The sequence below is a fragment of the Hyphomicrobium sp. 01T421 genome (assembly GCF_056398805.1).
Map to the genome: position 1 here is coordinate 1 of NZ_JBFTQC010000001.1, position 24,024 is coordinate 24,024.

The window sequence follows — 24,024 nt, forward strand, 5'->3', positions numbered from 1 at the left end:
ACGGCAAGGTCATCCTGGTGACGGCCATCAGCCCGACGCCGGCGGGCGAGGGCAAGACGACGACGACCGTCGGCCTCAGCGACGGCTTGAACCACATCGGCAAGAAGGCGATCGCGGCGCTGCGCGAGCCGTCGCTCGGGCCGTGCTTCGGCGTCAAGGGTGGCGCGGCGGGCGGCGGCTACGCCCAGGTCGTGCCGATGGAAGACATCAACCTCCACTTCACCGGCGACTTCCACGCGATCACCAGCGCCCACAATCTGCTCTCGGCGCTGATCGACAAYCACATCTACTGGGGCAACGCGCTGGGCATYGATCAGCGRCGCATCGGCTGGAAGCGCGTTCTCGACATGAACGATCGCGCGCTGCGCTCAATCGTCAATTCTCTCGGTGGCGTTTCGAACGGCTTCCCGCGCGAGGATGGCTTCGACATCACCGTTGCGTCCGAGGTCATGGCGATCCTCTGTCTATCCAAGGATCTGAAAGATCTCGAGAACCGCCTCGGCAACATCGTCGTCGCCTACACGCGCGATAAGAAGCCGGTCCGCGCCCGCGATCTGAAGGCCGACGGCGCCATGACGGTCCTCTTGAAGGACGCCCTGCAGCCCAACCTCGTGCAGACGCTCGAGAACAACCCGGTCTTCATCCACGGCGGTCCATTCGCCAACATCGCGCACGGCTGCAACTCGGTGCTGGCGACGAAAACGGCGATGAAGCTTGCCGATTACGTCGTCACCGAAGCCGGCTTCGGCGCCGACTTGGGTGCGGAGAAGTTCTTCGACATCAAGTGCCGCAAGGCCGGCATCGCACCGTCCGCTGTCGTCATCGTCGCCACGGTGCGGGCGCTGAAGATGCACGGCGGCGTCGCCAAGGACGATCTCAAAACCGAGAACGCGGCAGCGGTCGCCAAGGGCTGCGAAAACCTCAAGCGCCACATCGAGAACGTCAACAAGTTCGGCGTGCCGGCCGTCGTCGCGGTCAACAAGTTCATCACCGACACCGACGCCGAAATCGCCGAGGTTCAGAAGGCAGCCGAAAGCATGGGCACGAAGGCGTTCCTGTGCACGCACTGGGCCGATGGCGGCAAGGGCACGGAGCAGCTCGCCCATCACGTCGTCAAGGTAATCGACGAAGGCAAGGCGAACTTCAAGCCGCTCTATCCCGACGACATGAAGCTCCGCGACAAGGTGAAGACGATCGCGACGGAAATCTATCGCGCCGCCGACATCTCCTGCGATGCGAGCGTCGAAAATCAGTTCAAGGATCTCGAGGCCGCAGGCTACGGGCATTTCCCGGTCTGCATGGCGAAGACGCAGTACTCGTTCTCGACCGACGCCTCGAAGCGCGGCGCGCCTGCGGGCCACATCGTGCCGATCCGCGAGCTGAGACTCTCCGCCGGCGCCGAGTTCATCGTCGTCGTCACGGGTGAGATCATGACGATGCCGGGCCTGCCGAAGGTTCCCGCAGCAGACTCGATCCGCCTCGACGACAAGGGCCAGATCCAGGGACTGTTCTAAAAACCGCAAGGGGTGTTGCCGGTCCCAACCACAAGCTTACGCACCGGCGGCCGGCTCCCCGCAGGGGAGTCGCCGGTGCCATCAAAGACTCGCCTTCTCCCTATCCTTGCCGCGAGCTGCTTTGTCAGCTCGATGTCGATGCGGATCATCGATCCCGTTGTGCCCGACATTTCTCGCGACCTCGGCGTCGATGCCGCGTCCGTCGCGATGCTGGCGTCGTTCTTCGCTTTTCCGTATGCGCTCGCCCAGCCGGTCCTCGGTGCGCTGGGCGACGCCGTCGGCAAAGCGCGCATCATCAAGATCGCGCTTCTGATGCTTGCGTTGTGCTTGGCGGCTTCCGCTGCCGCGCCGACGCTCGATATGCTTGCACTCACGCGCCTCGTCGGAGGCGCGGCTGCGGGCGGCATCATTCCTTTGGCGTTTGCGATTGTTGGCGACGCGTTCGCCATGAACGAGCGCCAGATTGCGTTGTCGCGCGTCCTGACGGCCATCATCGCCGGCAACCTTGCTGGCTCGATCGGCGCCGGTTTCGTGGCATCCGAGTTCGGTTGGCGGATCTCCACTCTGGTGGCGGCGGGTCTCACGCTGGCGGCTCTTGTCGTGACGGTGTGGCAGTTGCGGCCGCCCGTTCCGCCCCGGTCGCAAGAACGTCGCCGCGGCGAGTTCATCGATGGCTACCGGGTGGTGTTCGCCAATCCACTATCCGTCGTTTGCTTCGCTGCGGTGTTTGTAGAAGGCATCGTGATCTTCGGCCTTTTCCCTTACGTCGCGGTTCTGCTCGAGCAGCGCGGCGCCGGCGGCCTGAGAGAAGCGGGCTTCGTCCTCTCGGGTTTCGCGCTCGGCGGCTTCATCTATACCATCATGGTGCGCCTGATGCTGGGCCGGCTCGGGCTTTACAACTTGATCATGGCGGGCAGCGTCGTTTCCGGCCTCGGTCTTGCGATGCTGTCATTCGGAACCTCTTGGCCAGCGGAAATGGCGATCTTCGTCATCGTCGGCGTCGGCTTCTACATGATCCATAACTCGCTGCAGACGCAGGCGACCGAACTTGCGCCCAGCCATCGCGGCTCAGGCGTGGCCGCGCACGCATTCTTTGTCTTCCTTGGCCAAGCCTTCGGTCCGTTGGCGTACGGGATTGGGCTCGGCAGCGCGGGTACGCTGGCGACGATGCTCGTCGCGGGAACTGTAATGGGGATGCTCGGCGTTCTGACGGCATGGGGTCTGAAATCGAGGTCGGCCGCGCCCGTCCCAGGGATCAACGACACGGCACGCTTGTAATCGTTCACGCTTCCAGGCAGGGGCCGGTGCGTGCTGAGCAATGCCGGAATTTTATGCTTCGAATGCCGTGCGCTGCATATTTCGGAAGCAAATTGATGCTGATCTGAGTACTAAGGTCCAGAGTTTCCGGGCTTTCCGTAAACTGGCCTAGCCTTTGCGATGCCTATCCGAAAAGAAACGTGACTGGAGGGTGGTCTTGGTCGCGGCATTCGACGAAATGAACGGCTTCGGCGGCGAGGTTCGTGCACCTTATCGCGCGCTCGCCGAGTGGCTCGGCGTTCAACATCTCGACACGCTTCGACAGAAGTCGGCCGAGGCGGAGGTGCTCTTTCGCCGGTCGGGCATCACCTTTGCCGTTTACGGCGCCGAGGAAGCCGGCGAACGGCTCATCCCTTTCGACATCCTTCCACGGATCATCGCAGCGGAGGAATGGCGCCGTCTCGAGCTTGGCATCGAGCAGCGCGTCAGATCGCTCAACGCGTTTTTGTACGACATCTACCACCGGCAGGAGATCCTGAAGGCTGGCAAGATCCCCGAAGAGCTCATCACCCAGAACTCGGCCTTTTTACCGGAGATGATTGGTGTCGACCCGCCGCGCGGCGTCTACAGTCACATCATCGGCGTTGATCTCGTCCGCACCGGCGAGAACGAGTTCATGGTCCTCGAAGACAATACCCGCACGCCGTCCGGCGTCTCCTATATGCTGGAGAACCGCGAGACGATGATGCATCTCTTCCCCGACCTCTTCAGCCGCAATCGGGTGAGGCCGGTCGAAAATTATCCGGACGCGCTCCTGAAGACGCTCGAAAGCGTCGCGCCCGGAAACCTCGACGCCGAGCCGACGATCGCGCTGCTGACGCCCGGCGTGTATAACAGCGCCTATTTTGAACACTCGTTCCTCGCCGACCAGATGGGCGTGGAACTGGTCGAAAGCTCCGATCTCGTCGTTATCGACGGTCTTCTCCGCATGAAGACGACCGAGGGCCTGAAGCGCGTCGATGTTCTTTATCGCCGCGTCGACGACGATTTCCTCGACCCGCTCGTCTTCGATCCGACGTCGCTGCTTGGCGTGCCCGGCATATTCGATGTCTACCGTTCCGGCCGGGTGACGATCGTCAACGCTCCGGGCGCTGGCATCGCCGACGACAAGGCGATTTACAGCTATATTCCGGCGATCATCGAGTTCTACACCGGCAAGCAGCCGATCCTCGCCAACGTCGAAACATACAACTGCCGCGAGCCGGCGAGCCTCAAGTATGTCCTCGAACATCTGGCGGAGCTAGTCGTCAAGGAAGTTCACGGGTCCGGCGGCTACGGTATGCTCGTCGGTCCGAAGTCTACGAAGGATCAGATCGAGACTTTCCGGGCGAAGCTCGTCGCTAATCCAAGTAATTATATCGCCCAGCCGACGCTTTCGCTTTCGACATGTCCAACGCTCGCCGACTCGAGCGTTGCACCCCGGCATCTCGACTTGCGTCCCTTCGTGCTCATTGGCGATCAGGTGCGGCTAATGCCGGGTGGGTTGACACGCGTTGCTCTGAAAAAGGGTTCGCTGGTGGTCAACTCGAGCCAGGGTGGCGGCACCAAGGACACATGGGTGCTGCAGGAATAGCTTCGGAATGCTTGGACGTACGGCAAACGATCTTTACTGGCTGTCGCGCTATATCGAGCGCGCGGAGAATATCGCTCGCCTCCTGGAGGTCGGCTATCGCATCGTGCTTCTACCGCGCGAAGGCGAAAGCTTTCACGAGGAATGGCGCTCGACGCTCGAAAGCGCGGGCTGCTTACAAGGTTACGTGCAGCGGCACGGGGAACTTTTGTCCCAGAACGTCATCGACTACATGCTCTTCGACACGTCGAACCCGTCGAGCATCGCATCTTGCCTCGCGAGCGCCCGCCGCAACGGCCGCGCTCAGCGGACAGCACTGACCCGCGAAATGTGGGAAAGCTTGAACAGCGCCTGGCTTGAATTCTCAGCGATCCGTCCGGCGACTGTCACGTCGAACTCGCTTCCCGAGCTTCTGGATTGGGTGCGCTCGCGCTCCGCGCTCTATCGCGGCGCTCTACTGAATACGATTTTGCGCAACGATACGTTTTATTTCAGCCAAGTTGGAACGTTTATCGAGCGCGCCGACAGCACGGCACGTATTCTTGACGTCAAATATTATCATCTCCTGCCGTCGAGTGAGATGGTCGGCAGCGAGAAGGATAACTATCAGTGGGCGGCGCTGTTGCGTTCGGTGTCGGCGCATCGCAGTTATCGCTGGGTCTTCAAGGATCATTACCGCCCGCTCAAGATCGCGGATTTCATGATTCTCAATCGTCAAATGCCGCGCTCTCTTCGCTCATGCTACGACGAGCTGACGGTCGCCCTTCGTGACCTCGCGGTCTTTTATGGCGTCAGACACGACTGCCAGATCACGGCGGAATCGACGCGCGATCTGCTGCTCGAAGCCGACATGCAAAACATTTTTCAATCTGGGTTGCACGAGTTCGTGCAAGACTTCATAGGGCGAAACAACAAGCTCGGTAACGAGATCTCTGCCGCTTATCACTTCAGCGATTGAGGGTCCGGCGATGCGTATTTCGATTGGGCATGTGTCGCGTTACGTTTATAGCGAGCCGACGAAATATTCCATTCTCGCTCTGCGTCTGACGCCGCCGACTTTTCAAGGCCAGCGCGTAGTCGAATGGCGCGTCAGCGCTCCAGGCATCGACGCCGCGAAGGCCTTTCGCGACGGCTTCGGCAACATGGTGCAGCTTACGACCTGCACTGAAGAGCATTGCGAGTCTCTGATTATCGCCAAGGGTGTCGTCGAGACCGAAGATCGCGCCGGCGTCGTACGCGGTTTCTCCGATCCGGCGCCCATCAGGGTCTACCGCCGCCAGACTGCGAAGACCGCCGCGACCGACGAAATTCGCGCCCTCTGCCGAGCCGCAGGCGCCAAGCTCGACATTCGGGGAATGCACAACCTGATGCATGCCGTACGCGACGCCGTGGAATACCGGATCGGCGCGACGAATGCGCATACGACCGCCGCCGAAGCATTGAGGGACGGCGAAGGCGTCTGCCAGGATCACGCCCACGTCTTCATTTCAGCCGCACGAGCACTTAATGTTCCGGCCCGCTACGTGAGCGGCTATTTCCTGACGGGAGCCGACGAGCCCGCCGACGCCAATCACGCCTGGGCGGAAGTGTGGCTCGAAGGGCTGGGATGGGTTGGCTTCGACCCCGCCAATCGGATATGTCCGACCGAGAAATATGTACGGCTCGCCTCGGGGCTGGATGCGACATATGCAGCTCCCATTCGCGGCTCCCGGAGGGGCATCGCAAACGAAGAGCTTGACGTAATCGTCGAAGTTCAGCAGCAGAGCAGCCAGCAACAGTAGCCGCCTGCGGGTCCGGAGATCTTGTATGACATACGCCGTAGCATTCCGCCTGGAGTGCGGATTAGTGTTTGCGGCCGACACCCGTACGAATGCCGGCGTCGACAACATTGCCCAGTATAAAAAACTGCAGATCTGGCGCCGCCCGGGAGATCGGGTGCTCGTTCTTTTGGCCGCCGGAAATCTTGCGGTGACGCAAGCCGTCGTCAGTTTGCTGAATGAGCACCTCGCGGAAGAAGAAGCCGGCGACGATGTGGCAACGCTCTATACCGCGCCCAACATGTACCGCGCCGCGCGCGTCGTCGGCGACGCCATTCGCGAGGCGCGACGCATCGATGGGCCGGCCCTCGAAGCAAGCAAGCTTGGCTTCAATACCAACTTCATTTTCGGCGGTCAGATCAAAGGCGAACGGCCCCGCCTCTTTCAGATCTACCCGGAAGGCAATTTCATCGAAGCGACGGACGATACGCCGTTCTTCCAAATCGGTGAGCATAAGTACGGCAAGCCGATCCTCGATCGCGTCGCACGCTCCGATATGCGGCTCGGCGAAGCGGCGAAGCTCATGCTCCTGTCGTTCGATTCCACGCTACGATCGAACCTCTCCGTCGGCATGCCGATCGATCTCGTCATCTACGAGCGCGATTCACTCGACGTGACGCGCGAGAAGCGCATCAGCGCGGACGACGAATATTTTCGCCAGCTCTCCAGTTCGTGGTCCGATGCACTGCGACAGGCATTCTCCAAGATCGAGGAGTTTGACGTCTGATCGGCGTCGGTTGCTGCCGCGATTGATTAACGTCCATAAACCGCAGCAACTCGGTGGAGGCGCGTCCTTGTGACCCTCCGCTCGTGCGGAGTTATGTTGCACCCCAGCAAAAAAAAGGCGACTTGCTTATGCACAGTTCAGGCTGAAACTGCAGCCTCGCTTCTGTCCATCAAGTAAGCTTAGATGTGACTGGCGCGGCGAAGGGCAGGTGAGCGCTGGAAGGGCATAATGGGTCTCGCGACACTCAAGGAATATCTTTCGAATTGGACGCTGGATGGCCGCACGCGCGGCCAAGTCGCAGACACCGTCCTCGCGATCGCAGAAGCGAGTGTGAACCTCTCAGAGATTGTCGCTCGGGGCGCGCTCAGCGCCAAGCTTGGCCGGGTCGTTGCGCGTGCGGGCGAGTCCGACGAGCAGAAGGAAGTCGACGTCATTGCCAACGGCTTGATCATCGAGGCGTTGAAGGCCCAGCCCGTCGCTGCGCTGGCTTCCGAGGAAGCAGAACAACCGATCGCATTTCGAAACGACGCGCCACTCTTGGTCGCCACCGATCCGCTGGACGGCTCCTCGAACGTCGACGCGAACGTTTCCGTCGGAACCATCTTCTCGGTTCTTCCGCGTCATCCGTCGTCGACCGGTGAGGCGGCATTTCTCCGGCCGGGTTCGCACCAGCTCGCAGCCGGCTTTTTCGTGTATGGCCCGCAGACCGTATTGGCGCTGACGGTCGGCCACGGCACGCAGATCTTCACACTCGATCGCGAGACACGCACCTATCGTCTGACGACACGGAACGTCGCGATCCCTCCGGAGGCTGAAGAGTACGCCATTAACGCTTCCAACGCTCGGCACTGGGACGACCCGATCCGCATCTATATTCACGACTGCGAGAACGGCGCCAACGGACCCCGCGGCCATGATTTCAACATGCGATGGACAGGCTCGCCGGTGGCGGACATTTACCGGATCCTGACTCGGGGCGGAATTTACCTTTATCCTGGCGATCGCCGGAAGGGGTTCCATCAAGGTCGCATTCGCCTGATCTACGAAGCCAATCCATTGGCCTGGATCGTGGAGCAGGCGGGCGGACGCGCGACGACAGGAAGAGAGCGTGTGCTGGATGTCGTACCGGCCGCCCTCCATCAGAAAACGCCGCTGATCTGCGGCTCACGCGATGAGGTGGATAGGGTCATGCGCATTTACAGCGGCCAGGAATTCAAGGGCGATCGCTCACCGCTATTCGGGCGCCGCGGCCTGTTCCGGGCGCTGCCATGAACTTTCCAACCGTGAACCGCAGCGCATCGAGTCTCCGCAATGTCGATTAAGCATCCGATCATATCCGTCACCGGCTCTTCAGGCGCGGGAACGACGTCGGTGCGGCAGACCTTCGAAAACATTTTCCGTCGCGAGCACGTGCGCGCGGCTTTCGTGCAGGGCGACGCTTTTCATCGCTACGATCGCTGCGGCATGGAAAAGGCGATGAAGGAAGCGGCGAAGCGCGGAAACCCCAATTTCAGCCACTTCGGCATCGAGGCAAATCTCATCGAGGAACTCGAGACGCTCTTTCAAACTTATTCGGAGAGCGGCAAGGGCCTCATCCGTCATTACATCCATGATGATGTGGAGCAGCGGGCGCTCGGCACGCCCATCGGCAGCTTTACGCCTTGGACCGAGATCGAGCCCGACACCGATCTCTTGATGTATGAAGGCCTCCACGGCGCGATCGTGACCGGCGAAAGCGACGTTGCGCGTCACGCCGACCTGAAAATCGGCGTCGTACCGGTGATCAATCTCGAATGGATCCAAAAGATTCAGCGCGACCGAACCGAGCGCGGCTATACGACCGAAGACGTGACGCAATCGATTCTACGACGCATGCCGGACTACGTGCAGTACATCTGCCCGCAGTTTACGCAGACGGACATCAACTTTCAGCGCATCCCGACCGTCGACACGTCGAACCCTTTCATCGCGCGCTGGATACCGACGCCTGATGAATCGATGGTTATCATCCGCTTCAAGGAGCCACGCGGCATCGATTTCGCGTATCTCCTGTCGATGATCGGCGACAGCTTCATGTCGCGGGCCAATTCGATCGTAATTCCTGGTAGTAAGCTCGATCTGGCAATGCAGCTCATTCTGACGCCGCTGATCCTGCAACTCGTCGAACGTCGCCGCCGAGTGATGTGATCGAACCCTCGAAAGGTCTTTCGTGTCTCGCCCTCTCTTGATCGCCCCGTCCATTCTCTCGGCCGACTTCAGCAAGCTCGGCGACGAAATTCGCGCCGTCGACGCGGCGGGCGCCGATTGGATTCATTGCGACGTGATGGACGGACACTTCGTGCCGAACATCACGTACGGCGCGCCGGTCATAAAAGCCGTTCGCGGCGCATCGAAGAAAATCTTCGACGTGCATCTGATGATCGCGCCGGCCGATCCCTACCTCGCGGACTTCGCAGCCGCAGGCGCCGATATCATCACCGTCCACGCTGAAGCAGGTCCCCACTTGGATCGATCGCTGCAGGCGATACGAGCACTCGGCAAGAAGGCCGGCGTATCGCTCAATCCGGGCACGCCAGAAAACGTGATCGAATACGTTCTCGATCGTCTCGATCTCATTCTGGTGATGAGCGTCAATCCAGGCTTCGGCGGCCAATCGTTCATCCCCGCGGTCGTCGAGAAAATTCGCCGCATTAAGGCGATGGTCGGTTCACGCCCGATCGACATCGAGGTTGACGGCGGCGTAACGCCCCAGACGGCGCGGCAAGTCGTCGAAGCCGGCGCGAACGTCCTGGTCGCGGGCTCGGCCGTTTTCAAAGGCGGCAGCGAAGCCAGTTATCGCAGCAACATAAACGCCATAAGGTCTGCGACCCGGCTCGAGGCCTAAGACGCGCTTGAATTCGCAGGCCGCGAGCGTATTTCGGCTGGTTATGACCCAAACCAAATTTTCCGAACCACTGCCGATTGATGACGTGCTCGCCGATATTCAGGCGGCGCTTCGATCGAGTGGCGCGGCCGTGCTCGTGGCGCCACCCGGCGCCGGCAAGACGACGCGCGTGCCGCTCGCCCTCCTCGATGAAACGTGGAGGGGCAGCGGCAAAATTCTCGTTCTCGAACCGCGTCGCATTGCGGCGCGAGCCGCAGCCGAGCGCATGGCGGCAAACATCGGCAGCCGCCTCGGCGATCAAATAGGATTGCGCGCGCGGCTCAATTCCAAGACGGGCCCCCACGTCGCGGTCGAAGTCGTGACGGAAGGCGTGTTCACGCGCATGATCCTCGACGATCCCGAGCTTTCGGGCGTCGCCGCGGTACTGTTCGATGAATTCCACGAGCGCTCGCTCGACGCTGACCTCGGACTTGCTTTGGCGCTCGACGCACGTTCCGCGCTTCGGCCTGATCTCAAAATCCTGGTGATGTCGGCGACGCTCGAAGCCGCGAACGTCGCGAAGCTGCTCGGCGATGCTCCGATTATCCGGAGCGAAGGCCGGGCTTTTCCCGTAGAAACCCGCCACTTCGGCCGCCGCGCGCAGCGCATCGAGGATGACGTTGTCGATGCTGTCCAGCGTGCAATCGCAACGGACACAGGGTCCATCCTCGTATTCCTTCCCGGTCAAGGCGAGATCGCACGCGTCTCGGAGCGCTTGAGTGCGCGCGCATTGCCGCCGGAGATAGACCTCGTTCCGCTTTACGGCGGGCTCGACCCAGCCACGCAAGATCGTGCCATTGCGCCCGCGAAGAACGGCCGCCGAAAAGTCGTTCTCGCAACGTCGATAGCGGAAACGTCGATCACCATCGAAGGCGTCCGCGTGGTCGTCGATAGCGGCGTCGCGCGTGTGCCGCGCTTCGAGCCCGATGTCGGAATAACACGGCTCGAGACCGTGCGCGTCTCGCGCGCGTCCGCCGATCAGCGACGCGGGCGTGCGGGGCGAACGGCGCCCGGCGTTTGCTATCGGTTGTGGGAGGAGCCTGAGACGCAAGGCCTCGTACCGTTCGCCGAACCTGAAATCCGTTCCGCCGATCTTTCCGGCCTGATGCTCGATTGTGCGGAGTGGGGTGCGAGCGATCCGCGATCGCTGGCGTGGCTTGATCCGCCGGCCGAAGGCGCGCTTGCCGCCGCACGTTCCGACCTCCAGGCTGTCGATGCGCTCGACCGGGATGGCCGCATCACGGATGAAGGGAGACGCCTCCGGGCGCTTCCGCTGCCGCCCCGTTTGGCGCGCATGGTGCTCAAAGCCGGCGAGAGCGGCGATGCGCCGACCGCTGCGGACCTCGCAGCGATCCTCGTCGAGCGTGGTATCGGCGGTAACGACCTCGATCTCGCGGTACGCCTCGAAAATTTCCGCCGCGACCGGTCGCAACGTGCCGAGAGCATGCGCGCCCTATCCCGGCAATGGGCGCGAGCATCAAACAACGGCGCAGGCGCATCAAAAGAGCTCTCCCCCGCAGCACTTCTCGCCTTGGCGTATCCTGAGCGCATCGCCAAGAACCGGGGAAAGCGCGGCAGCTTTCTGCTTGCGAACGGCAGGGCCGGGATTACCGACGACAGCCATCATTTGGCGTCCGCACCTTTTCTCGTTGTCGCTGAACTGCAGGGGCGAGCGGCAGCGACCAGGATCATGCTCGCAGTCGCGACGGATGAAGCTGAGATCGAAGCATTCGCCGCCGATCGGATAGAAGCGAGTGATGAAGTCCTATTCGACAAGGAAGCACGCGCCGTACGCGCGCGCCGTACCCGCCGCCTTGGCGCCATCGCGCTGAGCAGCGAGCCGCGCTCGCTCCGTCCTGACGAGGACGTCTCTGCCGCGCTTGCTCGAGGCGTAGCGGATCTCGGAGCGGAGGCTTTGCCGTGGACGAAAGCGCAGCTTCAGCTTCGTAGTCGCGTCGCGTTTTTGCGTAAAGGCGACGATACGTGGCCGGACTTGTCGGACGCAGCGCTGACCGCGACTGTCGAGGAATGGCTGAGCCCGTTTTTAGCGGGTAAGTCACGGGTCTCCGAGATCAACGCCGATATCTTGGAGAGCGCACTGAGCTCAGTGCTACCCCGTCAGATGCGCTCGCGCCTCGATGCCGAAGCCCCAACGCATTTCACGGCGCCGACCGGAAATAGCTTCGCGTTGGATTACGATGTAGCGGACGCGCCCGCGCTTCATATTCGGGTGCAGGAACTCTTCGGATTGAAAAACCATCCGGCCATCGCGCGCGGCCGCCTGCCGCTTACGCTGCATTTGCTATCGCCCGCGCATCGCCCCATTCAAATCACGCGCGATCTGCCGGGCTTCTGGGCAGGTTCTTGGAAAGCGGTGAGAGCCGACATGCGCGGCCAATACCCCAAGCACGTCTGGCCTGAGGATCCTGCGAACGCGACGCCGACGGCGCGAGCGAAGCCCCGAGGAACTTGAGGGGAGCTTTTAACCCGAGCACGAGCAGGCAAGAAAAAACCCCGGCCAAAGCGGCGGCCGGGGGTAGTAGCTCGTGGAGGAACACGAACGGTAGAACTAGCAATCCAGCGTGTGGTCCCGCTCCCACGTCGTGAAGTGAGACGCGAAAGCATTCCAATCACGCATCTTGAGCTTGATGTAAGCGGCCGAGAATTCGTCGCCGAGAGCGCTCTTGAGCGAGGCGTCATTATCGAAGGCGCGGATCGCATCGAGCAAGTTGAGCGGCAGGAGAGGAGCATCCTTCACCGTATGCCCGTCCTGGTACATGTCGATATCGTACCGCTTGCCGGGGTGGGCCTTCGTGCGAATTCCGTCGAGGCCCGCAGCGATGATGATGGCCTGCAGCAAATAAGGATTGGCGGCGCCGTCCGGTAGACGCAACTCGAAGCGCCCCTTGCCCGGCACGCGAACCATATGAGTCCGGTTGTTGCCGGTCCAGGTGACGGAGTTGGGCGCCCACGTTGCGCCTGACGTCGTGCGCGGTGCGTTGATCCGCTTATACGAGTTGACCGTCGGATTGGTGATCGCTGCGAGAGATGAGGCATGTTTCATGATGCCGCCGAGGAAGTTGTAGCCCTGTTGGGAGAGGCCCATTTCATCGTGGCCGTCGTAGAACATGTTCGTCTTGCCGTCTTTGTCCCAGACGGAGATGTGAGCATGGCACCCGTTACCCGTCAGTCCGGGGAAGGGCTTCGGCATGAACGTTGCGCGCAAGCCGTGCTTTTCAGCAATCGAGCGCGTCATGAATTTGAAGAACGAATGCCTGTCCGCGGTGAGCAGGGCATCGTCGAAGTTCCAGTTCATTTCCCACTGGCCGTTCGCGTCCTCGTGATCGTTCTGGTACGGACCCCAGCCGAGTTCGGCCATGTAATCGCAAATTTCTGCGATGACATCGTAACGGCGCATCAAGGCCTGCTGATCGTAGCAAGGCTTTGCAGCGGTATCTTTGCTATCCGATATCTCGGTTCCATCCGGAGAAATCAGGAAGAATTCAGCTTCAACGCCGGTTTTGACGTAAAGGCCGAGTTCGGCGGCTTCCGCCATGACCTTCTTCAGAACAACCCGCGGCGCCTGCGCAACATGCTTGTCTTCCATCACGCAGTCAGCGGCGACCCACGCGACGTCCTTCTTCCACGGCAGCTGAATGACCGAAGCCGCATCCGGCAAACCGAAGAGATCGGGATGCGCAGGCGTCATGTCGAACCAAGTCGCGAAGCCAGCGAAGCCCGCGCCGTCTTTCTGCATGTCGGCGATCGCCGACGCTGGAACGAGCTTGGCGCGCTGTGAACCGAAGAGGTCTGTATAAGAGATCATGAAGTAGCGAATGCCGCGCTCTTTGGCGAGCTGGGCGAGATCTTGAGCCATGGGTCTTTCCTCGACGCTTGATTTGTTTAATTCGTGCGTTTTTTTTTGTTGTTTCCCGAGCGAAGTCCAAAAAAAGGGGCAGCTTATAAGCCGCCCGATCCGTTCACTCCAGGAATCCATGACGTTCCAGCCAGAGGTACGCGAGCCATAGCGGCCGCTTCGAGCGTCAACGCACAGAGGTCTTCAGGTTCGAGATTGTGAATGTTGTTGTGGCCTGCCGCGCGAGCGATGGTCTGCACCTCGAGCGTCATAACCTTCAGGTAATTGGCGAGACGGCGTCCGGCCCGCACAGGGTCGAGGCGCTTCGAGAGTTCGGGATCCTGGGTTGTGATACCCGCCGGATCGCGGCCTTCGTGCCAATCATCATAGCAACCGGCCCTCGTGCCGATCTTCGCGTACTCGGCATCGAGCGCCGGATCGTTGTCGCCCAGAGCGACGAGCGCTGCCATGCCGATCGCGACGGCGTCAGCGCCAAGCGCTAGCGCCTTGGCGACGTCGGCACCGTTACGAATGCCGCCCGAAACGATGAGCTGAACCTTGCGGTGCATGCCCAGATCCTGCAAAGCCTGAACGGCTGGCCGAATGCAGGCGAGTGTCGGCAGGCCGACATGCTCGATGAACACTTCCTGCGTGGCAGCGGTGCCGCCCTGCATGCCGTCCAATACGATGACGTCCGCGCCTGCTTTGACAGCAAGAGCAACATCGTAATAGGGACGCGTGCCACCGACCTTCACGTAGATCGGCTTTTGCCAGTCGGTGATTTCTCGAATTTCCAAGAGCTTGATTTCGAGATCGTCCGGACCCGTCCAATCTGGATGACGGCAAGCCGAGCGCTGGTCGATGCCCTTCGGCAGATTGCGCATCTCGGCGACGCGATCCGAAATCTTCTGGCCGAGAAGCATGCCGCCGCCGCCGGGCTTCGCGCCCTGACCAACGACAACTTCAATCGCATCTGCTTTGCGCAGATCGTCGGGGTTCATGCCATAGCGAGACGGCAGGTACTGATAGACAAGTGTGTTCGACTGGCCGCGCTCTTCGGGCGTCATGCCGCCGTCGCCCGTCGTCGTGGACGTGCCGGCAATCGACGCGCCGCGGCCGAGCGCTTCCTTCGCGTTCGCCGACAATGCGCCGAAGCTCATGCCTGCGATCGTGATCGGAATTTTGAGCTCGATCGGCTTCTTGGCAAACCGCGTGCCGAGCGTAACGGTGGTGCTGCACCGCTCGCGGTAACCTTCGAGCGGATAGCGCGATACCGATGCGCCGAGGAACAGAAGATCGTCGAAGTGTGGGACACGGCGCTTGGCGCCGCCTCCGCGAATGTCGTAGATGCCAGTCGATGCCGCGCGCCGGATTTCCGACAGCGTGTAATCATCGAATGTGGCCGAGGGACGAGGTGTGGTAAGCGGGATTTTCGGCGACATCAGTAAGCATCCGCATTGTCGATGTTGAAGGTATAGAGCTTGCGTGCAGAGCCATATCTCCGGAATTCCGAAGCTTTGGCGTCCTTGATACCGGCATTCTTGAGGAGGTTCGTAAGTGCCTCCTGATGCTCGGGCCGCATCTCTTTCTCGATGCAGTCGGCGCCAAGGCTTTTCACCTTGCCGCGAACGAACAGCTTCGCTTCGTAGATCGAATCTCCGAGAGCGTCGCCGGCATCGCCGAGAACGACTAGGTGACCGGACTGCGCCATAAAGGCAGACATGTGACCGATATTGCCCTTAACGACGATATCGATGCCCTTCATCGAAATGCCGCAGCGCGAGGACGCGTTGCCTTCGATGACTAGGAGACCACCCCGGCCCGTGGCACCGGCGTATTGGCTCGCATCGCCTTTAATGACGACGCGACCCGACATCATGTTTTCGGCAACCCCCGGACCAGCCGAGCCGTGTACGGTGACGGTCGCCTTCTTGTTCATCCCCGCGCAGTAATATCCGACGCTACCGCGGACATCGACGTTGATGGGAGCGTCGACACCAACAGCGATGGCATGTCCGCCGCGTGGGTTAAGAACTTCCCACTGAGCTTCGTTGGAGCCATCGGTCTGCCGGTGCAGCGCTTCATTAAGTTCGCGCAACGGGCTCTGTGCCAGATCAAACGTACGCATAAGTTCCCCAATAAGCTGCTGCATCAGCGTTGCCAGAAGTAGACGGTTGCCGGTTCCGGTTCCCAGACCTTCGCCTTATCAATTCCAGGCAAGCCTGCGAGTGCGCGATATTCGGAACCGAATGCGACGTAGTCGTCGGTTTCCGCCATGACTGCTGGTTTGCACGCGATTGGATCGCGTACGACGCCGAACCCTTCCTTCGTGCCCACGACGAAATTGAAGAAGCCGTCGAGATCGTCGAGGCTCTTCTCGAGCGCCTCGCCGAGGTTCATGCCCTGCTTCATGCGCCATGTGAGATAGGAAGCGGCGACTTCGGTGTCGTTCTCTGTATTGAACTTCATGCCGTCGCGAATGAGTTCGCGGCGCAGGCTGTTGTGGTTCGAAAGCGAGCCGTTGTGCACGAGGCACTCGTCCGCGCCGGTCGAGAAGGGATGCGCGCCGAGCGTCGTCACAGCCGACTCGGTGGCCATGCGTGTGTGGCCGATCGCATGCGTGCCCGACATGTGAGCGAGATCGAAGCGCTTGGCGACCTCTGTCGGGTAGCCGACTTCCTTATAGATTTCGATATTCTCGCCGGTCGCCATGATGCGGATTGACGGGAAGTCTGAGCTCAGCAGTGCGCGGACGGCATTAAGCTTATCCGACGGAACGCTGAGAACAGCGTGTGTGTCCTTCGTGGCGAGCTTCGCGTCCAATTTCTTGTCCTTCGCGAGAGCTGCATTGAGCTTCGCGAAGTCTTCCGCAGCAGTCGCGGACTGCAGCGTGATTTTCGATCGACCTTCAGTACCGGAGCCATAGACGGCGAACCCGGCCGAGTCAGGCCCTCGCTCGCACATCGTCGACAGCATGCCAGAAAGTAGCTGGCCGAGCTGTGGCTCCATTTTTGGGTTCTTTAGAAATAGTCCGACGATGCCACACATGATTGCCTCCAGACCGGGCCACGAAGGAACGGACCTGGACCATAATGACGCGCCATTAAGTTGTCAACTCAGGAGAAAGAAGTTTTCTTCAAAAGAAATGTGGGGCCGGACGGGGTTCGTCAGGGGCGCGGATAAATGATGATGGAAAGGTACGACATCGGGGTTGTCACCAGGCGCGCCGGACCATGCGGAGCAGCGCTATCGAAAAGGATCGCATCACCTGGGCGCAGATGATAGCTGCGGTCTGCGTGCGCGTATTCGACTTCACCCGTCAGCATAAAGATGAATTCGACGCCTTCATGTTGGAAACCCGTGTAGGCAACTGCATCATCCGTCAGCGTGATCAGATACGGCTCAATGACGACGGGGCCATCGAGCGAGTGGCCGAGAAGCTGATACTGATGTCCGACCTTCGTCCCGCGCCGGCGTATCACCACGCCCTCGCCGGCTTTCACGTAAGAACAATCGCGCCGCTGTTCGAACGAGGCAAACAGCACTGTCAGCGGGATGTTCAATGCAGAAGCGAGCATCTGCAACGTGCTGAGTGACGGAGAAATCTGACCGTTTTCGATCTTCGACAACATGCCGGGAGATATCTGCGACGCAGTAGCGAGCTCAGCGACCGTCAATCCGGCATGCTTACGATGGTGTCGAACCTGATGACCGATGGCCTGCTCGAGTGTGTGCTCGGCCGCGCCGGGTGCATTCGATCCCGTAGCAAGAGGTTCCGGCTCGAGCAGCGCAATAGGATTTTTACGTGTTTTATCTGACATGAACGGCCTTCCGCCGGATACGGCGGTTCAAATCATTATAGGAAAAAAATAAATTCGCACGTCGGGAGTGATTATTCCACTACCCGAACTGAAATTGTCTATTGCCTGAAGGACGCAGGGCCCGAAAAAGGCCCCGCTATTGAACGATGGCTATCGTATTAGGCCGCCGTTTTGCGAAGCCAATCTGCAAAATCCCTCGAATACGTGCGGGCACAGGCGAAATCGTACGCTGTACCATCCGGAAGCCGCCAGACGATCACACCAAGATGTGAGACGTGCGTGATTGCAACATCTCCCGGCCGGAAGCTGTTGTCGTGGAAATCAATTCCCATGCTTCTTAAAAGCGTTTCGAACGGGCGCGAGGCGGCTATTCGAAAAATCGTTCGGCTATCAGTAACGTCGACGAGCGAAGCCAATCCATTGAATGCCTTTGCAAGTTCAGCGTAGTGGTCGAGACCGGTTTCGTCTTTCTGAACGATGAGCCATTGATCTGGACCCGTCCAGACGATCAGCGCGCCTTTGGCTTCGACCGCTTTCGGCGACGACGGGAGAGAAACTCCGAAGACCGCGCGGGCAGCGTCGTCCAATGAAGCGCGAGCGCCTCGCCGGGCGGCGACATGAGTGACCGTGACGCCTGTCCGCTCGGAAGCTTCAAGGCTCGGATTTTTGACGTTGTTGGCTAGCTCAGACACGCAGGCGCGCTCCTTCACCATCATAAAACACTGGCGAAACCACTTCGACGAGGATGTCGCCGTTCCGAACCGGATCGACCGCCCTCAAAATCTCGCCCATTCGCGATTCGGCGCCCGCCAGGAACCCGAGGCCGACCCAGTGGCCGAGCGAGGGCGAGAACGCGACCGACGTCATGAAGCCCAAATCGTTCCGGGCGGCAGGCTCGGCGTCCTTGCCGATGAAATGCGCTCCGCCTCTCAGTCTTGCCGATTTGTCGACAGGCTTGAAACCGACGACGCGCGGCCGGTTAGGATCGGCGAGGCCCGGCCGTTGCGAAAGAATGCGGCCGACAAAGTCCTTCTTCGTCGATGCCATCTTGCCAAGGCCGAGATCGGCACAGGTCGTTGTTCCATTGAGCTCGGGACCTGCGACGTGCCCCTTCTCGATACGCATGACGCCAAGCGCCTCGGTGCCGTAGGGCGTAACTCCGAATTCTTCGCCCTTCGACATGAGTGTCCGCATCAAGAGGTCGCCATGCCGTGCCGGAACGGCGATTTCGTATGCCATTTCGCCCGAGAACGAGAGACGATAGAGCCGCGCCTTGATGCCTCCAAGCACCGTGAGTTCGGCCACCGCCATGTACGGGAATGCTGCGTTCGAAATATCGAATGGAGCATCGACGATCTTCGCGAGAAGATCGCGGGCGCGGGGCCCGGCGACGGAATACTGGGCCCACTGATCACTCACCGGGACGATCTGCACATCGAGTTCGGGCCATACCCATTGGCGGCAGAACTCGAGATGCTGAAGAACCTTGACCGCGTTCGCGGTGGTCGTGGTGATGAAGTAGTGGTCGTCCGCGAAGCGCGCGGCGGTTCCGTCGTCCATCGCAATGCCGTCTTCGCGCAGCATCATGCCATAGCGCGCTTTTCCGACGCCAAGCGTGCTCATCATGTTGATGTAGACGCGATCCAGGAACTTGCCTGCATCGGTGCCATGAATCTCGATCTTGCCGAGCGTCGAGACATCGCAGACGCCGACGGCGTTCCTGACCGTAGTCACTTCCCGGCAGACCGTGGTGAGCCAATCGGTTTCCCCGGGCTTCGGGAAATACTGAGCCCTGAGCCATAGGCCCGTCTCGATGAAGACAGCGCCTCTCTCTTTTGCCCAATCGTGCGAAGGCGTGAGACGTGTCGGCTTGAAATGCTTGTCGCGATGTTCGCCGGCAAGGGCTCCGAGCGCTACCGGTGTGTATGGCGGACGCGCCGCCGTTACGCCGGTCGCCGGAATGGTCTTCCCCGTCAGCGCCGCCAGCATGGCAAGGCCGTTGACGTTCGAAGTCTTACCCTGATCGGTCGCCATGCCGAGTGTCGTGTAGCGCTTCAAGTGCTCGACGGATTGGAAACCCTCGCGTTCCGCCAAGCGAACGTCGGCCGCCGTAACGTCGTTCTGCTGGTCGACGAACGCCTTATGTTTCGAACTCTCGACGTGCCAGAAAGCAGAGACGCCGGTTGGCTCGTCATCGGCCGAGGGGATGGCCGCAGCCGTTGCTACAAATCCACCTGCGGCGGCAGCTGCCGCACCGGCCTGCGCACCTTCCTTGAGGCAGGAAGCAAGGCCATAGGTGCCCTTTGCAGAGCCTGAAACGGCCATTCCCTTCGGCAATGCGCCGGGCACGAAAGCTGCCAAGTCGTCCCGCCACTGCGGACGGCTGCCTTGATGCGTCGTGACTTGAAGATTGGGATTGAAACCGCCGGAGACGGCAATGAGATCGCACGCGACGGTTTGCGGAGTGCCATAGGAAGCGATGATGCGCGCGCCCGTGACGCGAGAACCACCGAGCGCATCGGCAACGACGGCGCCCTCGAACACCCGAATTCCGTGCTTGCGCGCCAACGTTTTGATTGCGGGCGGCAGCGCAGTACGCGTGTCGACGAGACCCGCGACCGTAACCCCGGCGCTCACAAGATCTTCGATCGTGCTCGCAGCTTCGTCGTTGTTCGAGAACACGACCGCCGTTTCGCCGGGGGCCACGCCGAACCGGTTGATGTAGGTGCGCACTGCGCTCGCGAGCATAACGCCGGGACGATCGTTATTGCCGAATACGATCGGACGTTCCCCCGCGCCCTGGGCGATGACGGTATGCTTCGCGACGATACGCCAAAGCCGTTGCCGCGGCACACCCGCCGCAGGGATGGCAACATGATCGGTGACGCGTTCCACGGCGCCGTATGTCCCCGTGTCATAGGCGCCGAAGACGGTCGTTCGCGGCAGCAATCGGACGCCGGGGAAAGACTTCAATTCCGCGATGACTGACGTGACCCAGTCTGCGCCGCTTTTGCCGTCGACAGTTCGAGCGTCGCTGAGCAGTCTTCCGCCGAAAGCAAAGCTTTCGTCAGCCAGAATGACCCGTGCGCCTGCTCGCGCGGCCGAAAGCGCCGCCATCAATCCGGCGGGGCCGGATCCCACGACGAGCACGTCGCAGAACGCGTTGGCCTTATCGTAGCTGTCGGGATCACCTTCTTGCGCAGCCCGGCCAAGACCGGCCGCGCGCCGGATCATCGGCTCGTACAGCTTCTCCCAGAAGGCGGCTGGCCACATGAATGTCTTGTAGTAGAAGCCGGCCGAGAGGAACGGCGACACGAGGCCGTTGATCGCGAGAAGGTCGAGCGACAAGGACGGAAAGCGGTTCTGGCTCTTCGCTTCGAGACCGCCGAAAAGTTCAGCGGTGGTCGCTTTGGTATTGGGCTCGCGGCGCGCGCCGGAACGAAGCTCGACGAGCGCGTTAGGCTCTTCCGATCCGGCAGTGAGGATGCCACGCGGACGGTGATACTTGAACGAACGGCCGACCAGGCGAACACCGTTCGCAAGCAGCGCCGAAGCCAGCGTATCGCCCGCGTAGCCCGTGTAGGGAACGCCGTCGAAAGTAAAATCGAGAAGCTGCGAACGGTCGATCAGCCCGCGATTCTTGAGTCGTGAAGTTTGAGCCGATTGTGTCATTGCGCCGTGCCCGCAACTTTCTGCCGCGCGAGGGCGACCTCTTGAGCGGATTTGACTTCGGAAATTTCATGAGTGCGCGTGTCGCGTGTGACGACGAGCCAAGCGTGGCATCCCGCAGCGTGATACCAGAGTTCCTGCATCGGGCCGGCGACGTTGGACCGCTCATACCCGTATGCGTAAAACGCGTCTTGGGCATTCGGTGACGCGGGATCGGGGCGCACGACCGCATCTCCGAGATAGGAGAATTCGTCGAGGCTACGTTCGCCGCAATGGGGGCAATGGATGCGCATGTTGGCTCGCCTTCAGTGCAGGTTGGGCTGATTGCCCATGCCCTTCTCATCGATCATGTGACCAGTGCGGAAGCGATCGAGGCGATAGGCTCGCGCTACCTCGTGCGGTTCGTCGCGGGCAATAAGGTGCGCAAAGCACAAGCCCGAAGCAGGCGTTGCTTTGAAGCCGCCGTAGCACCAGCCACCGTTGAAATAGAGACCATCGGTCGGCGTCCGGTCGATGATCGGTGAGCCGTCCATGCTCATGTCCATGATGCCGCCCCAGGAGCGCAGCAGGCGCACCCGGCCGATACGCGGCATCAGCGCCATCCCGCCTTCGAGGACATCCTCGACGACGGGAAGGTTACCCCGCTGCGCGTAGGTATTGTAGCCGTCGATGTCGCCACCGAAGACAAGGCCGCCCTTGTCCGATTGGCTGACGTAGAAGTGTCCGGCGCCGAACGTCACGACGCCGTCGATGAAGGGCTTGATGCCTTCGGACACGAAGGCTTGCAAAACATGACTTTCGATCGGCAGCGTCAAGCCGGCCATCGCCGCGACGCGCGAGGAATTGCCGGCAACGGCCAGTCCGACTTTCTTGGCCCCGATGAAGCCGCGAGTCGTCTCGACCCCGGTGATTTTGCCGTTGTCTCTGCGGAAGCCGGTAACTTCGGCGTTCTCGATGATATCGACGCCGAGCCGGTCGGCGCCTCGGGCATAACCCCAGGCTACAGCATCGTGCCGCACCGTTCCGCCGCGGCGCTGCAGGAGGCCGCCCTGGACCGGGAAACGGGCGCTATCATAGTTGAGCCACGGATACATGGAGCGGACCGCTTCGCGATCGAGCAGTTCGGAATCGATGCCGTGAAGGCGCATCGCATTCCCGCGCCGCGCATAGGCGTCGCGCTGGGCATCGGAATGATAAAGATTGAGGACGCCGCGCTGCGAGACCATCGCATTGTAGTTCAGGTCCTGCTCCAGCCCCTCCCAGAGCTTCATGCTCGTCTCGTAGAACGGGATGTTGCCCGGCAGGAGATAATTGGAGCGAACGATCGTCGTGTTGCGGCCGACGTTGCCGGAACCGATCCAGCCCTTTTCGACAACCGCGACGTTGGTCAGCCCGTATCTCTTTGCGAGGTAATAGGCCGTCGCGAGGCCGTGCCCGCCGCCGCCGACGATGACGACGTCGTAGCTGGGTTTTGGAGACGCCTTGCGCCAGGTGGGACCCCACCCGGTTTGCCCGCGGAGGCCCTCAAGAAAAACCGATAAGATGGAATAGCGATCTGAGCGCGGCATGAGATGCTCTGTTTTTTCACGCGCGCCAGAGAGTCCAGCCCGCCGTGTATCAACGCTCATGCTTATATATCGGCGCGTAATTGACGCTAATATAAGAAATACTTATACTACGCGGCCATGACCATACGCCCTGCCCGGCTCCCGTTCGATCTTCACGTCCTCGAAGCGTTCCTCGGTGTTTGCGAGGCGGGCTCGATGGCGCTTGCCGCCAAGAGCCTCGCGATGACGCAGCCCGCGATCTCGCAAGCCATCGCCGATCTCGAGCAGCGGATCGGCGTGAAGCTGTTCGACCGCAGTGTCCGCCCGCTCGCTCTGACCCCCGCCGGCGAATTGATGCGGCAGCGCGCGTCCGCCCTCGTCTCCGAAGCCCGGCAAATTGCGACCGCAATCCGGCACACCTCCCGCGGCCGCCTCGCGCTGATCCGCGCCGGATTGGTTGACAGCCTGTCGCGGGCTTTAACCGGGCCGCTTGCGTCGTTTCTCGTCACTCACGCCGATCACGTGTCTGTGCAATCCGGATTGACGTCTGCGCACGCCGGTGCGCTTCTGACGCGAAACCTCGACCTATTCATCGGCGTCGACGATATGAGCGACGTCGAAGGCTTCGACCGCCATGAGATCGTTACCGAGCCCTACATACTCGTGCTGCCGCTAAAGCAAAAAAGCCCGCGCTCTGTAGCGGACCTCGAGACGTGTGCGGAGAAACTTCCGTTTATTCGCTACAGCGCCCGTTCGAAGACCGGCATCGATATTGAACGCCATCTCCGCCGCCTGAATATCGACCTCCCGCAAGGTCTTGAATTCGATACGCCGTTTGGCGTGAGCGACATGGTCGCGCGAGGCAAAGGCTTCGCGATAACGACGCCGATTTGCCTTGCCGAAGCCGGCCTCGATAGCAGCGACGTTCGGACGGTTCCGTTGCCCGGTCCAAAACTTAAGCGAACCTTAACGCTGGTCAGCCGAAGGCAAGAACTTGGAACCCTTCCCCGCGACCTGACGAAGGCCTGCAAATCGTCCCTCGAAGCGTCCACCCTTGCTCCGCTCCGAAACGCCATGCCGTGGCTGGACGAAGATCTCCGGGCTTAACGAGTTAAGCTAACCGAGAGCCCTCTGAGCAACCTGCGAGGCACCGCGCCCGCTGTTGCACTGCAACGCGTGAGATCAATAGTTCCGCGGTGCAATTGGGCCGGGTTAATGGCGGATCTCCCTGACTTTACGTCGCGTTGGCGCGGTTCAAAACCA

Annotated in this window: 20 protein-coding genes; 11 read left to right on the forward strand and 9 right to left on the reverse strand. The window is 60.9% G+C overall.

The window, feature by feature from the left end:
* The 10 genes from AC1DK3_RS00005 to hrpB form a co-directional block, all read left to right on the forward strand.
* Positions 1-1,514: formate--tetrahydrofolate ligase (locus AC1DK3_RS00005; protein ID WP_477190260.1), on the forward strand; the 1,514-nt coding region annotated here is incomplete at its 5' end.
* Between the two features lie 75 nt (positions 1,515-1,589).
* The gene (locus tag AC1DK3_RS00010) at positions 1,590-2,792 is read left to right on the forward strand and encodes an MFS transporter (RefSeq protein WP_477190261.1); all 1,203 of its coding nucleotides are present in this window, start codon (positions 1,590-1,592) and stop codon (positions 2,790-2,792) included.
* Between the two features lie 217 nt (positions 2,793-3,009).
* A complete protein-coding gene (locus AC1DK3_RS00015) occupies positions 3,010-4,404 on the forward strand; it encodes a circularly permuted type 2 ATP-grasp protein (RefSeq protein ID WP_339086982.1) in 1,395 nt (464 codons plus the stop codon).
* A 7-nt stretch (positions 4,405-4,411) separates the two neighbouring features.
* Positions 4,412-5,359: an alpha-E domain-containing protein gene (locus tag AC1DK3_RS00020; protein WP_477190262.1), complete on the forward strand. Its 948-nt coding sequence runs from the start codon at positions 4,412-4,414 to the stop codon at positions 5,357-5,359.
* A gap of 10 nt (positions 5,360-5,369) precedes the next feature.
* Complete coding sequence (locus AC1DK3_RS00025) at positions 5,370-6,182, forward strand: transglutaminase family protein (RefSeq protein WP_477190263.1); 813 nt, start codon at positions 5,370-5,372, stop codon at positions 6,180-6,182.
* A 25-nt stretch (positions 6,183-6,207) separates the two neighbouring features.
* Positions 6,208-6,945, forward strand: a complete 738-nt coding sequence (locus AC1DK3_RS00030; protein ID WP_477190264.1) for a proteasome-type protease — start codon at positions 6,208-6,210, stop codon at positions 6,943-6,945.
* Between the two features lie 228 nt (positions 6,946-7,173).
* Positions 7,174-8,217 (forward strand): class 1 fructose-bisphosphatase, encoded by a 1,044-nt coding sequence (locus tag AC1DK3_RS00035; protein ID WP_477190265.1) that lies wholly within the window; start codon positions 7,174-7,176, stop codon positions 8,215-8,217.
* A gap of 39 nt (positions 8,218-8,256) precedes the next feature.
* Positions 8,257-9,132 carry a phosphoribulokinase gene (locus tag AC1DK3_RS00040; protein WP_477190266.1) on the forward strand — a complete coding sequence of 292 codons (876 nt, stop codon included), beginning with the start codon at positions 8,257-8,259 and terminating at the stop codon, positions 9,130-9,132.
* Between the two features lie 22 nt (positions 9,133-9,154).
* Positions 9,155-9,829: a ribulose-phosphate 3-epimerase gene (rpe, locus tag AC1DK3_RS00045; protein WP_477190267.1), complete on the forward strand. Its 675-nt coding sequence runs from the start codon at positions 9,155-9,157 to the stop codon at positions 9,827-9,829.
* Between the two features lie 43 nt (positions 9,830-9,872).
* The gene (gene hrpB / locus AC1DK3_RS00050) at positions 9,873-12,341 is read left to right on the forward strand and encodes an ATP-dependent helicase HrpB (protein WP_477190268.1); all 2,469 of its coding nucleotides are present in this window, start codon (positions 9,873-9,875) and stop codon (positions 12,339-12,341) included.
* 96 nt (positions 12,342-12,437) lie between these two features.
* Here the strand turns inward: hrpB and glnT are convergent, their stop codons facing one another.
* From glnT to AC1DK3_RS00095, 9 genes are all read right to left on the reverse strand, one after another.
* On the reverse strand, positions 12,438-13,745 hold the full coding sequence (glnT, locus tag AC1DK3_RS00055; protein WP_477190269.1) for a type III glutamate--ammonia ligase: 1,308 nt from the start codon (positions 13,743-13,745) through the stop codon (positions 12,438-12,440).
* 83 nt (positions 13,746-13,828) lie between these two features.
* Entirely contained in the window at positions 13,829-15,166 is a 1,338-nt protein-coding gene (locus AC1DK3_RS00060; RefSeq protein ID WP_477190270.1) for an FMN-binding glutamate synthase family protein, read from the reverse strand.
* Positions 15,166-15,852: a GXGXG domain-containing protein gene (locus AC1DK3_RS00065; RefSeq protein ID WP_339086130.1), complete on the reverse strand. Its 687-nt coding sequence runs from the start codon at positions 15,850-15,852 to the stop codon at positions 15,166-15,168. The genes AC1DK3_RS00060 and AC1DK3_RS00065 overlap by 1 nt, the downstream gene beginning before the upstream one ends.
* Before the next feature lie 23 nt (positions 15,853-15,875).
* Positions 15,876-16,772 carry a class II glutamine amidotransferase gene (locus tag AC1DK3_RS00070; protein ID WP_477190271.1) on the reverse strand — a complete coding sequence of 299 codons (897 nt, stop codon included), beginning with the start codon at positions 16,770-16,772 and terminating at the stop codon, positions 15,876-15,878.
* 119 nt (positions 16,773-16,891) lie between these two features.
* On the reverse strand, positions 16,892-17,545 hold the full coding sequence (locus AC1DK3_RS00075) for a helix-turn-helix domain-containing protein (protein ID WP_477190272.1): 654 nt from the start codon (positions 17,543-17,545) through the stop codon (positions 16,892-16,894).
* 158 nt (positions 17,546-17,703) lie between these two features.
* Positions 17,704-18,237: a sarcosine oxidase subunit gamma gene (locus AC1DK3_RS00080; RefSeq protein WP_477190273.1), complete on the reverse strand. Its 534-nt coding sequence runs from the start codon at positions 18,235-18,237 to the stop codon at positions 17,704-17,706.
* Entirely contained in the window at positions 18,230-21,217 is a 2,988-nt protein-coding gene (locus AC1DK3_RS00085) for a sarcosine oxidase subunit alpha family protein (protein ID WP_477190274.1), read from the reverse strand. The genes AC1DK3_RS00080 and AC1DK3_RS00085 overlap by 8 nt, the downstream gene beginning before the upstream one ends.
* Positions 21,214-21,507, reverse strand: a complete 294-nt coding sequence (locus AC1DK3_RS00090; RefSeq protein WP_477190275.1) for a sarcosine oxidase subunit delta — start codon at positions 21,505-21,507, stop codon at positions 21,214-21,216. Before AC1DK3_RS00090 ends, AC1DK3_RS00085 begins: the two co-directional genes overlap by 4 nt.
* Before the next feature lie 12 nt (positions 21,508-21,519).
* On the reverse strand, positions 21,520-22,782 hold the full coding sequence (locus AC1DK3_RS00095) for a sarcosine oxidase subunit beta family protein (protein WP_477192837.1): 1,263 nt from the start codon (positions 22,780-22,782) through the stop codon (positions 21,520-21,522).
* Positions 22,783-22,899: 117 nt separating this feature from the next.
* Here AC1DK3_RS00095 and AC1DK3_RS00100 point away from each other — a divergent pair, with 117 nt between their 5' ends.
* On the forward strand, positions 22,900-23,868 hold the full coding sequence (locus AC1DK3_RS00100) for a LysR family transcriptional regulator (protein WP_477190276.1): 969 nt from the start codon (positions 22,900-22,902) through the stop codon (positions 23,866-23,868).
* Positions 23,869-24,024 lie beyond the last annotated feature (156 nt).

Excerpts from the sequence above, each read along its gene's own strand:
- AC1DK3_RS00090 (WP_477190275.1), bottom strand. The coding sequence starts at position 21,507 with ATGCGCATCCATTGCCCCCATTGCGGCGAACGTAGCCTCGACGAATTC.
- AC1DK3_RS00030 (WP_477190264.1), top strand. The coding sequence starts at position 6,208 with ATGACATACGCCGTAGCATTCCGCCTGGAGTGCGGATTAGTGTTTGCG.
- AC1DK3_RS00070 (WP_477190271.1), bottom strand. The coding sequence starts at position 16,772 with ATGTGTGGCATCGTCGGACTATTTCTAAAGAACCCAAAAATGGAGCCA.
- AC1DK3_RS00095 (WP_477192837.1), bottom strand. The coding sequence starts at position 22,782 with ATGCCGCGCTCAGATCGCTATTCCATCTTATCGGTTTTTCTTGAGGGC.
- AC1DK3_RS00075 (WP_477190272.1), bottom strand. The coding sequence starts at position 17,545 with ATGTCAGATAAAACACGTAAAAATCCTATTGCGCTGCTCGAGCCGGAA.
- glnT (WP_477190269.1), bottom strand. The coding sequence starts at position 13,745 with ATGGCTCAAGATCTCGCCCAGCTCGCCAAAGAGCGCGGCATTCGCTAC.
- hrpB (WP_477190268.1), top strand. The coding sequence starts at position 9,873 with ATGACCCAAACCAAATTTTCCGAACCACTGCCGATTGATGACGTGCTC.
- AC1DK3_RS00100 (WP_477190276.1), top strand. The coding sequence starts at position 22,900 with ATGACCATACGCCCTGCCCGGCTCCCGTTCGATCTTCACGTCCTCGAA.
- AC1DK3_RS00035 (WP_477190265.1), top strand. The coding sequence starts at position 7,174 with ATGGGTCTCGCGACACTCAAGGAATATCTTTCGAATTGGACGCTGGAT.
- AC1DK3_RS00020 (WP_477190262.1), top strand. The coding sequence starts at position 4,412 with ATGCTTGGACGTACGGCAAACGATCTTTACTGGCTGTCGCGCTATATC.
- AC1DK3_RS00085 (WP_477190274.1), bottom strand. The coding sequence starts at position 21,217 with ATGACACAATCGGCTCAAACTTCACGACTCAAGAATCGCGGGCTGATC.
- AC1DK3_RS00060 (WP_477190270.1), bottom strand. The coding sequence starts at position 15,166 with ATGTCGCCGAAAATCCCGCTTACCACACCTCGTCCCTCGGCCACATTC.
- AC1DK3_RS00015 (WP_339086982.1), top strand. The coding sequence starts at position 3,010 with ATGAACGGCTTCGGCGGCGAGGTTCGTGCACCTTATCGCGCGCTCGCC.
- AC1DK3_RS00065 (WP_339086130.1), bottom strand. The coding sequence starts at position 15,852 with ATGCGTACGTTTGATCTGGCACAGAGCCCGTTGCGCGAACTTAATGAA.
- AC1DK3_RS00040 (WP_477190266.1), top strand. The coding sequence starts at position 8,257 with ATGTCGATTAAGCATCCGATCATATCCGTCACCGGCTCTTCAGGCGCG.
- AC1DK3_RS00025 (WP_477190263.1), top strand. The coding sequence starts at position 5,370 with ATGCGTATTTCGATTGGGCATGTGTCGCGTTACGTTTATAGCGAGCCG.